We start from the raw sequence: 12,363 nt of genomic DNA, 5'->3' as shown, positions 1-12,363 counted from the left end.
GGAAAAACGCGTGCAAGAGTTAATCGAGTCGGTAGGACAACTTTCGGCTAAGCAAAGAAAGGCTCTGGCGGTTCTGCTCAAGCAGAAAGGCGTCAACCTCTTTGACATTGCCCCGGTTTTCAAGCGCACGGCTGAAGAGCCGTTGCTGCTGTCCTACGCTCAGCAGCGCCAGTGGTTTCTCTGGCAGTGGGCGCCGCACAGTGCGGCCTACAACATTCCGACGGCCCTGCGTTTGCAGGGTCCGCTGGATGTCAGCGCGCTGGAGCGCAGCGTTCAGGCGCTGATCGAACGACACGAAACCTTGCGCACGGTGTTCTCCCAGGAAACCGCGCAACCCTTGCAAGTGGTCCTGCCCGCAGGGCCCTTTGCACTGGAGATCCATCAACTGAGCGCTGAGCTGGCCAACGACGCGGATGCCTCGATCCAGACGTTCGTGCAGACCCAGAGCCAGAAAACTTTCGACCTGCAGCACGGCCCGCTTTTGCGCGCAGCGCTGCTGCAAGTCGGCCCCAATGACCATGTGCTGGTGCTGACCCTGCACCACATCGTCTCCGATGGCTGGTCGCTGCAAGTGATGATCGAGGAACTGGTGCAGCTCTACGCCGGTTTCAACCTCGATCACGACGCCGGTCTGCCGGCGCTGCCGATTCAATACGCCGACTACGCCTTGTGGCAGCGGCAGTGGATGGAGGCCGGTGAACAGGAGCGGCAACTGGCCTACTGGCAAGAGAAACTCGGTGGCGAACAACCGGTGCTGGAACTGCCGATGGATCGCCCGCGCACCATCGAGCAAAGCTTCGCTGGCGCCAGCCATAACCTGATTCTCGACCCGGCGCTGAGCAACGCGCTCAAAGCCTTCGCCCGGCAAGAAAACGTCACCCTGTTCGTGGTCTTGCTGGCCTCGTTCCAGGCCTTGTTGCATCGCTACAGCGGTCAGGCCGACATCCGCGTCGGCGTGCCAAATGCCAACCGTGGCCGGGTAGAGATCGAGCGGCTGATCGGCTTCTTCGTCAACACTCAGGTGCTCAAGGCCGACATCGATGGGCAGATGTCCTTTGTCGATCTGCTGCGTCAGGTCAAACAGACCGCGCAAGAAGCGCAGGCCCATCAGGACTTGCCGTTCGAGCAACTGGTCGAAGCGCTGGAACCGGGCCGCAGCCTCAGTCACAGCCCGCTGTTCCAGGTGATGTTCAACCATCAGGCCGAGCGCCGCGTGAGTGTCGAAACCCGTTTGAATGGCCTGAGCATCGAGCCACTGGAATGGCAGAGCCAGACCGCGCAGTTCGACCTGACCCTCAACACCACCGAACAAGCCCATGGCATCGAAGCCGTACTGAAATACGCCACCGATCTGTTCGACGCCGCGACCATTGAGCGTCTGGCACAACACTGGAACGCGCTGTTGCAGGCCATCGTCGCCGAGCCGACCCAGCGCATTGGCCAGTTGCTGATGCTCGATGCCGGCCAGCAGCAACAATTGCTCGCGCAGTGGAACCCTGAGCGCATCGAACAACCGCTCGGACAGTGCATTCACCAAGCCATTGAAGCGCAGGCCGAGCGTTATCCCGACGCGATCGCCGTGACGTACGACGGGCAACGCCTGACGTACGCCGAACTCAATCGCCGCGCCAACCAGTGGGCGCATGCGCTGATCGCCCGTGGCGTTGGCCCGGACGTGCGTGTTGGCGTGGCGGTCGAGCGTTCGCTGGACATGATTGTCGCCATCCTCGCTGTGCTTAAGGCCGGTGGCGCTTATGTGCCGCTGGATCCGGGCTACCCGGATGATCGCTTGAGCTACATGATCGCGGACAGCGGCATCGAGCTGCTGCTGACCCAAGGCCATCTGCTTGCGCAACTGCCGGTACCGTCAGGGCTGGCGTGCCTCGATCTGAATCAGACCCCAGAGCCCGACAACGAAACCAACCCGCTGTGCCTGACCACGTCGGACAGCCTGGCGTACGTCATTTACACCTCCGGTTCCACCGGTAAACCGAAAGGCGCATTGCTGCCGCACGGCAACGTCATGCGGCTGTTCAGCGCCACCGAACACTGGTTCGATTTCGGCCCGCAGGACAGCTGGACGCTGTTCCATTCCTACGCCTTTGACTTCTCGGTTTGGGAGATTTTCGGCGCGCTGTTGTATGGCGGCAAACTGGTGGTGGTGCCCCACGACGTCAGCCGTTCACCGGAGGATTTCTACACGCTGCTGTGCGATGAAAACGTCACCGTGTTGAACCAGACGCCGTCGGCGTTCAAGCCCTTGATGCAGGTCGCCAGCGAGTCATCGCGCAACAACGCTCTGCGCTACGTGGTGTTCGGCGGCGAGGCGCTGGAAGTGCAGAGCCTGCGCCCGTGGTTCGAACGTTTCGGCGACCGTGCGCCCACGCTGATCAACATGTATGGCATCACTGAAACCACCGTGCACGTGACCTACCGGCCGTTGTCGATGGCCGATCTTGAACAAAGCCACAGCAGCCCGATTGGCGAGCCGATTGTCGACCTGTCGTGGTACTTGCTCGATGGCTCGCTGAACCTGGTGCCACAAGGTTGCATCGGTGAGTTGTATATCGCCGGTGCCGGTCTGGCCCGGGGTTATCTGAATCAGGCCGGCATGACCGCCACACGTTTTGTGCCAGACCCCTTCAATCCGCAGGCCGGCGAGCGTCTGTATCGCACCGGCGACCTAGCGCGGCTGCGCGGCGACGGGGTGATCGAGTACATCGGGCGGATCGACCATCAGGTGAAGATTCGCGGTTTCCGTATCGAGCTTGGCGAAATCGAAGCGCAACTGCTCAAGCACGCCGACGTGCGCGAAGCGGTGGTGCTGGCGGTCGACGGTATCAGCGGCCAGCAACTGGCAACCTGGATTGTCGCCAACGAGGCGCTGGATACCGAAGGGCAGGGCACACTGCGCGATTCGATCAAGGCGCATCTGCGCGAAACCCTGCCTGATTACATGGTTCCGGTCAGTTGGGCGTTCCTTGAACGCCTGCCGCTGACGGCCAACGGCAAACTCGATCGCAAGCAACTGCCGCACCCGGAAGTTGCGCAGGCGCAGGAAGTCTATGCCGCACCGCGCAACGAACTGGAACAGCGTCTGGCCGAGATCTGGCAGGACGTGTTGAAGGTCGAGCGTGTCGGCCTCAACGACAACTTCTTCGAGCTGGGCGGCGACTCGATCATTTCGATTCAGGTGGTCAGCCGCGCGCGTCAGGCGGGCATTCGCTTCACCCCCAAAGACATCTTCCAGCATCAGACCGTGCAACGTCTGGCGACCGTCGCGCAACAGAGCGACGCGGTGCAAATGCAGCAGGGCGAAGTGCTCGGCGACGCAGTGCTGACACCGATCCAGCATTACTTTTTCAACAGCGACATTCCGGCGCGGCATCACTGGAACCAGTCGATCCTGCTGACCCCGGCCAGCGCACTGCACGCGGCGCCGCTGGAGCAGGCGCTGGTGCAGTTGCAGCGCCACCACGACGCCTTGCGCCTGCGTTACCGGCAAACCAACGATGGCTGGCAGCAGAGCCACGCGCCGGCGGATCAGGCGCAAACCTTGTTGCGCACGGTCACCCTGGACGACAGCGCAGCATTGCCAGCGCTGTGCCTGGACTTGCAACGCAGCCTCGATTTGCTCGATGGTCCGCTGATTCGTGCAGTGTTGGTTGACTTGCCGGACGCCACTCAGCGTCTGCTGCTGGTGATCCATCACCTGGTGGTCGATGGCGTGTCGTGGCGGATTCTGCTGGAAGATCTGCAAAGCGCTTATCAACAACTGAGCAGCGGTCAGGCTGTGCGTCTGCCGGCCAAGACCAGCGCGTTCAAGGATTGGGGCGAGCGTCTGCAGAAGCATGCCCGTAGCGCTGAACTGGAAAGCGAACTGGATTACTGGCGCGGGCAACTGCGCGATGAGTCGGTCGAACTGCCGCTGGACAACCCGCATGGCCAGTTGAGCAACCGTTTCGAGCGCAGCGTCGATACGCGTCTCGACGCCGAACGCACTCGCCAGTTGCTGCAACAGGCACCTGCGGTTTATCGCACCCAGGTCAACGACCTGCTGCTGACCGCGCTGGCCCGCGTGCTGTGCCAATGGACGAACACCGATAGCGCCCTGGTGCAGCTTGAAGGCCATGGTCGCGAAGACCTGTTCGATGACGTCGACCTCAGCCGCACGGTGGGTTGGTTCACCAGCATGTTCCCGGTGCGCCTGACCCCGGACGCCAGTCTGGAAACCTCGATCAAAGGCATCAAGGAGCAACTGCGCGCGATCCCGAACAAAGGCATCGGTTATGGCTTGCTGCGTCATCTGGGCAGCGCCGAGTCGCAAGGGGTCTTGAACGAACTGGCGCAACCGAAGGTGACGTTCAACTACCTCGGCCAGTTCGACAACAACTTCGATGAACACGCCCTGTGGGTGCCGGCCACTGAAGACAAGGGCGCCGGTCAGGACGAAAACGCGCCGATGGCCAACTGGCTGACCATCGATGGCCGGGTTTATCAGGGCCAGTTGAGCCTGACCTGGACTTACAGCGGCGATGTCTTTGAAGAGGCGACCATCAACGCGTTGGCCCGCGCTTATGAAGTAGCGCTGAGCGAGTTGATCGACCATTGCCTGAACCATCCGAGCGGCGGTTTGACGCCATCGGACGTGCCGTTGGCCGGGTTGTCCCAGGCGCATCTGGATAGCTTGCCGATCGCTGCCCAGCGCATCGAGGACATCTATCCGCTGGCGCCGATGCAGCAAGGCATCCTGTTTCACAGCCTGTACGACGCCGATGCCAGCGCCTATGTCTATCAGATGCTGCTGGATATCGACGGCCTCGACGTGGCGCGTTTCCAGCAGGCCTGGCAGCGCGTGGTGGATCGCCATGAAGTGCTGCGCGCCGGTTTTATCTGGGGCCGCGATGGCCTCGATGCGCCGCTGCAAGTGATCAATCGCCAGTTGACCCTGGAAATGCCCGAAGTCGATGTGCGCGGTGTGGCGGACTTGCCGGCCGTGCTCGAAGCGCGGGCGCAGGCTGATCGCGCACGCGGTTTCGATCTGCAGAACCCGCCGCTGCTGCGTCTGTGCCTGCTGCGCACCGGCGATGACCGCCATCGTTTGATTTTCACCTGCCACCACATCCTCATGGATGGTTGGAGCAACTCGCGGATGTTCGGCGAGGTGTTGCAGGATTACGCCGGTCAGCCGGTACCAAGCGCGCAGGGCCGTTATCGCGACTTCCTCGTCTGGCTGCAAGGTCAGGACAAGGCGGGCGCAGAGGCATTCTGGCGCGGACAACTGGCCGCACTGGACGAACCGACCCGACTGGCTTCGGCCTGTCACGGGCGTACCGTGCCGGGGCCTGGCAAACAGATGCATCGCCTGCATTTCGACCAAGCCTTCACTCAGCGCCTGAACGGTTTCTCCCGTCAGCAGCAAGTGACCCTCAACAGTCTGGTGCAAGCCGCGTGGTTGCTGGTGTTGCAGCGCTACACCGGCCAGGCCACGGTAGCCTTTGGTGCGACTGTGTCCGGACGTCCGGTGGATCTGCCGGGCATCGAGCAGCAATTGGGCCTGTTCATCAACACCTTGCCGGTGATCGCCAGCCCGCAAGCCACGCTCAGCGTCGGCGACTGGGTGCGCAGCGTGCAGGACAAAAACCTGTTGCTGCGCGACTACGAGCAGACGCCGTTGCAGGACATCCAGCGTCTGGCCCAGCTGAGCGGCGAAGCGTTGTTCGACACCTTGCTGGTGTTTGAAAACTATCCGGTGTCCGAAGCGCTGGAAGCCAATCCGGGCGGTCTGCGTTTCGCTGGCCTGGAGCATCGCGAGCAAACCAACTACGGCCTGACCCTGATCGCCGGGGCCAGCGATGTCTTGAACCTGGACTTCAACTACCTCACCGAACACTTTGCCGAACGCAGCGTGCTAGGTCTGGCGGGGCATCTGGAAGAAGTGCTGCGTCAATTCATCGAGGCGCCGCAGCGTCTGCTCGGTGAGATCGGCCTGTTGCCACTCGCCGAACGCCAGACCCTGGCGCAATGGAACGACCATCAGGCCGCGTATCCGGCTGAGCGGTTGATCCCGCAAAGTTTTGAACGTCGCGTCGCGGCACATCCGCAGGCACTGGCGCTGAGTCATGCCGGCGTCGCCCTGAGCTATGCCGAGCTCAATCAACGCGCTAACCAGTTGGCTCATCATCTTGTCGCACTGGGTGTCGGCGCGGAAATCCGTGTAGGCGTGGCGATGCCGCGTTCGGCGGAGCTGGTCATTGCCCTGATGGCGGTGCTCAAGGCCGGTGGCACCTATGTGCCGCTGGACCCGGATTACCCGGCGGATCGCGTGGCCTACATGCTCGACGACAGTCAGGCGAAAGTCTTGCTCACGCAGCAGTCGCTGCTGGCGCAACTGCCGCAGACCGATGCGCAGGTGGTGCTGGTCGAGGCGGGTGGTGCAGCATTTGCCGAGCAGCCTGCGGACAATCTTCCTGCGCGGGGAGATTCGGCCAATCTGGCCTACGTGATCTACACCTCCGGCTCTACCGGCAAGCCGAAAGGCGTGGCCATTGCCCATCGCAACGTGCAGGCGCTGATTCACTGGTCCGCCGAGGTCTACAGCGAAGACGATCTGCAAGGTGTACTGGCGTCGACGTCGGTGTGCTTCGACCTGTCGGTGTGGGAGATCTTCGTCACCCTCGCACGCGGCGGCTCGATCGTCATGGCGCGCAATGCCCTGGAACTGCCGGACTTGCCGGAGCGCGATCAGGTGCGCCTGATCAACACCGTGCCGTCGGCGATTGCCGCGCTGCAACGCACCGGGCAAATTCCGCCGGGCGTGCGCATTATCAACCTCGCCGGCGAGCCACTGAAGCAGAGCCTGGTCGACACGCTCTACCGCGAGACGGCGGTGGAGCACGTCTACGACCTGTACGGGCCGTCGGAAGACACCACCTATTCGACCTGCACCCGCCGCGAACTGGGTGGTCTGGCGAACATCGGCCGGCCGCTGGTCAACACCACGGCGTACCTGCTTGATGGTCAATTGCAGCAAGCGCCGCTGGGCGTGGCGGCCGAACTGTACCTGGCCGGCGACGGCATCACCCGTGGCTATTTGTTCCGCCCCGGCCTGACCGCCGAACGTTTCGTGCCCAATCCATTCTCGAGCAGCGGCGAACGCATGTACCGCACCGGCGACCTGACCCGCTTCAGCGATGACGGCCGGATCGAATACGTCGGCCGCATCGATCATCAGGTCAAGGTGCGCGGTTTCCGCATCGAACTGGGTGAAATCGAAGCGCGTCTGCTCGCTCAGGACAGCGTGCGCGAAGGCGTGGTGCTGGCGGTGGATGGCCACAGCGGTCAGCAACTGGTGGCGTATGTGGTGCCGAGTGACAGCAGCCTCAGCCTCGAACAATTGGACGATTTGAGTGAAACGCTGCAGGCCGCGCTGAAGGCGCATCTGCCGGAATACATGGTGCCGGCGCAGTGGCTGTTCCTCGAACAGTTGCCGCTGACCCCCAACGGAAAACTCGACCGCAAAGCCTTGCCTGCAGCGGACGTCAGCCAGTCGCAGCGCGAATACGTGGCGCCATCGACGCCGTTGGAGCAGCAACTCGCCGAGGTCTGGCAGGACATTCTGAAGATCGAACGGGTCGGCGTGACCGACAACTACTTTGCGCTGGGCGGCGATTCGATCATCTCGATTCAACTGGTCAGCCGTGCGCGCCAGCAGGGGATTCGCTTCACCCCCAAAGACCTGTTCCAGCAGCAGACCGTGCAGAAGCTCGCCGCTGTGGTTGCGCTCGAGTCGTCGACCGACGAGGCGCCGGCGGATTATCCGCTGGCGCAACTCGATCAGGCGCAGCTCGATGCGTTGCCGGTGCCGGCCGACCAGATCGAGGATGTCTACCCGCTGTCGCCGATGCAGGAAGGCATGCTCTTTCACACGCTGTCGGATAACGGCAGCAGCCTTTACGTGCAACAGGTCAGCCTGCCGATCAAGGGCCTGGACGTGGAGCGCTTCCGTCAGGCGTGGGAATTTGTCATCGCCCGTCAGGCGATTCTGCGCACCAGTTTCCATTGGCAGGACGGCCTGGCCAAACCGTTGCAGGTGGTGCATCGCCATGCGCCGTTGCAAATGCAGGTACTTGATTGGCGTGATCGGGAGACGAGCGAGGAACTGATTGCCGAGTTCGCCAGCGCTGACCGTGCGCTCGGTTTCAATCTGGCCGATGCGCGTTTGTTGCGGGTGACCCTGCTGCGCCTGAGCGAAGATCAGTACCAGATGATCTGGACCAGCCACCACATCCTCATGGACGGCTGGAGCAGTTCGCGGCTGTTCGGTGAGGTGCTGCAGTATTACGCCAAGGGCGAAATCATCGGCGAGAACGGTCGCTACCGCGACTTTATCGCCTGGTTGCAGGCGCAGGATCAGGACGCTCAGGAGCTGTTCTGGAAGGCGCGGCTGGCGGCGGTCAACGAGCCGACGGCACTGAGCCAGGCGATGCACCCGCGCCACAGCGCCGATGTCGCCGGTCACGATGCAATCTATTCGAACTGGGATAAAGCGCAGACCGCGCGGCTGTTGCAGTTCTGTCGCGACCTGCGCATCACCCCCAACACGCTGATTCAGGGTGCATGGTTGCTGCTGTTGCAACGCTACACCGGGCAGCAGACGGTGACCTTTGGCGCCACGGTGTCGGGGCGTCCGGAAAGTCTGGCGAATGTCGGCAACATGCTCGGTCTGTTTATCAACACCTTGCCGATCATTCAGACCCCGCAAGCCGATCAGCGTCTGGCTGACTGGCTGGGCGAAGTGCAGGCCTACAACCTCGACATCCGTGATTATTCCCAGGCGCCGCTGGCGGATGTACAGCGCTGGTCCAGCCTCGGTGGGCAGGCGTTGTTCGACAGCATCGTGGTGTTCGAAAACTTCCCGATCGACGATCGCTTGCAGGAAGACAACGACACCGATCTGACCTTCGGCAAATCCATCGGCCATGGCGTGACCAACGTGCCGATGGACCTCGCGGTGATGCTCGGCGACGAGTTGTCGATCGAATACCTGTACCTGCGCAGCCACTTCAGCGCCGAGGCGGTTGTCGGTATTCGCCAGACCATGGAAAACACCCTCGCCGCGATGCTGGCGGCGCCGTACGAACGCCTCGGTAATTTGCAGCGCCTGAGCGGCGAGCAATGGCAAGCGGCGCAAGCCTGGAGCGCTGAACCGGCACACACCCATCAAGCCGCGCTGTTGCCGGAACTGATCAGCCGTCACGCGCAACAGCAGCCGCAGGCCATCGCCCTGCAATGCGCCGGAATGAACCTGACCTACGCCGAACTCGAGCAACGCGCCAACCGACTGGCGCACTGCCTGATCGAACAAGGTGCCGGGCCGGAAGTGGTGATCGGCGTGGCCTTGCCGCGTTCGCTGGAAATGGTCGTGAGCTTCCTCGCCGTGCTCAAGAGCGGGGCGGCGTACGTGCCGCTGGACATCGACTATCCGCCGGAGCGTCTGGCCTACATGATCGAAGATTCCGGCATGGCGCTGTTGCTGACCCAGAGCAGTCTGCGCAGCACGTTGCCGGCGCCGCAAGGCCTGCTGCGCCTGGAAATCGATCACCTCGATGAAAGCCGCTACGCCGACCACGCCCCCGAACGTCGCGTGCAGGAGCAGGGCCTGGCCTATTTGGTCTACACCTCGGGTTCCACCGGCCGGCCGAAAGGCGTCGCGGTGACCCAAGGCCCGCTGAGCATGCACTGTCAGGCCATCGCCGAGCTGTACGAAATGGACGCCAGCAGTTGCGAGCTGCACTTTATGTCGTTCGCCTTCGACGGGGCCCATGAGCGCTGGTTGAGCACCTTGTACAGCGGCGGTCGTCTGCTGATTCGCGACGGTTGCCTGTGGACGCCGGAGCAGACCTATCAGGCGCTGCACGACTACGGCATCACCATTGCCTGCTTCCCGCCGGCCTATCTCAAGCAACTGGCCGAGTACGCGGCGGCCAGCGGTATTGCGCCGCCACCCGTGCGCATCTATTGCTTCGGCGGTGACGCGGTGCCGGATCAGACCTTCGAGCAGGTCAAAGCTGCGCTGCGTCCGCAGTACTTCACCAACGGCTACGGCCCGACCGAAACCGTGGTCACGCCGATGCTCTGGAAAGTCCCGGTCAGCCAGCATTGCGAAGCGGCGTACGCGCCGATCGGCCGCGCCGTGGGGGCACGCTCGCTGTACGTGCTGGACGAAGACCTGAACCCGCTGCCGCCAGGCTTTGCCGGTGAGTTGTACATCGGTGGCTATGGCGTCGCCCGGGGTTATCACGGCCGTCCGGACCTGACCTGCGAGCGCTTCGTACCCAATCCGTTCGCGGCGGGCGAGCGCCTGTATCGCAGCGGCGATCTGGTGCGTTTACGCGCCGACGGTGTGGTTGATTACGTCGGCCGTATCGACCATCAGGTCAAGGTGCGCGGCTTCCGCATCGAACTGGGTGAAGTCGAGGCCAGTCTGCGCCAGTTGCCGTCGGTGACTGATGCACTGGTGATCGCCCGGGACAATGCCTCCGGCAAGCAACTGATCGGTTATGTGGTCACCGCGACCGGTGCAGACATTGGCGATGAACTCAAGGCGGGCCTGCGCGCCTCGTTGCCGGAATACATGGTGCCGGCGCAGATCGTCTGCCTGAACGCTTTCCCGGTAACGCCTAACGGCAAGCTGGATCGCAAGGCGCTGCCGGAACCGGAATTCAAAACCGAAGAATACGTCGCCCCGCGCAATGAGCAGGAAAGCCTGCTCGCGGACATCTGGGCGCAGGTGCTGCAGGTCGAACAAGTGGGCATCAGCGACAACTTCTTCGAACTGGGCGGCGATTCGATTTTGAGTTTGCAGGTGATCTCCCGCGTCAGAAACCACCCGACGTTGCAGATGGATCTCAAGCTGCGCGACCTGATGCGTTATCAGACCATCGCCGGCATCGTCGAGCAGGAAGCGGCGAAGGAGGGCACGGCACAACCGCAGACGGACGTCACGCACGTGGCCGCCGAGGGCTTGTTCAATCTCTTGCCGATTCAGGAGTGGTTCTTTGCTGAAGGCATGGCCGAGGCGCATCACTACAACCAGTCATTACTGTTGAGCGCGCGCCAGCCGCTGGACCTCGATGCGCTCGAGCAGGCACTGGGCTGGATCGAGCAACATCACGACTCGTTGCGCCTGCGTTTCTCCCACGAAGGCGGGCGCTGGATGCAGCGTTACTGCGACCTCAGTGAACAGGGCGAGACGTTGCTCTGGCGCCGCGAGGCGGACAACAGCGAGCAGGTCGAAGCCTTGGCCAACCTTGCCCAGCGCAGCTTGAAACTCGATGACGGGCCGGTCTGGCGGGTGATGCACGTCGCCTTGCCGGATGGCCAGGCGCGCCTGCTCGTGGTGATTCATCACTTGGTGGTCGACACCGTGTCGTGGCGAATTCTGCTCGACGATTTGAAAGTGGCGTACGAGGCGTGCGTGCAGGGGCTGCAACCGAAACTGCCGATTCGCACCAGCAGTTACCGATCGTTCGCCGAAGCCTTGCAGGCGCAGGCGCCGGTGATTGCCGAGCAGGAACTGGGGTATTGGCTGGAGCAACTGGATCAGCCGGGCGTCGACTTGCCGTGCGACAACCTGCGCGGCAAAAACCTCGTGCGTCAGCAGGCGCAGGCGCGGCTCAAATTGTCTCGCGAGCACACTGAACAACTGCTCAAACAGGCCCCGGCGGTGTATGGCACGCAGATCAACGACCTGCTGTTGTCGGCGCTCAGCCGTGCCCTGTGCCGCTGGAGTCAACAACCGTCGGCACTGATCCTGCTCGAAGGCCATGGTCGTGAAGACCTGTTCGAGGCCATCGACCTGAGCCGCAGCCTGGGCTGGTTCACCAGCATGTTCCCGGTGCGTTTGCGCCCCGACAGCGACGACATCGGCCAGTCGATCGTCAATGTGCAGGCACAGTTGGCAGCGGTGCCGCAGAAAGGCATCGGCTATGGCGTGCTGCGGCATCTGGCAGGCGCTGAGGTGTCGAGGCAACTGGCCGAGCTGCCGCAAGCGCGGGTCACGTTCAACTACCTGGGGCAATTCGACCAGAGCTTCGACGAGCAGGCCCTGCTGGTGCCGGCGCTGGAAGAAACCGGTGACAACTACAGCCTCAAAGCCAATTTGGGCAACTGGCTGGAAATTGTCGGCCAGGTCTATGACGGTCAGTTGGCCTTGCGTTGCATCTACAGCAGCCAGCGTTATCGCGCCGGCACCATGGATGCCTTGATGAGCGATTACCAGCGTGAGCTGGAAGCGTTGGTCGAGCATTGCATGGCACGCGCGGGCTGATCGCCACACGTTCAGTCATCTTCGGGGGCGCT

1 protein-coding gene is annotated in these 12,363 nt (G+C 62.6%); it reads left to right on the top strand.

Annotation, left to right across the window (positions count from 1 at the left end):
• Positions 1 to 10: 10 nt before the first annotated feature.
• Positions 11 to 12,331: a non-ribosomal peptide synthetase gene (locus CKW14_RS04915; protein ID WP_095124851.1), complete on the top strand. Its 12,321-nt coding sequence runs from the start codon at positions 11 to 13 to the stop codon at positions 12,329 to 12,331.
• The last annotated feature ends 32 nt before the right edge of the window (positions 12,332 to 12,363 follow it).

It is taken from the genome of Pseudomonas sp. Irchel s3a12, from assembly GCF_900187485.1.
GTDB lineage: Bacteria > Pseudomonadota > Gammaproteobacteria > Pseudomonadales > Pseudomonadaceae > Aquipseudomonas > Aquipseudomonas neuropathica.
Note: the sequence above shows the minus strand (reverse complement) of the source record. Positions and strands in the feature narration are given on the sequence as shown.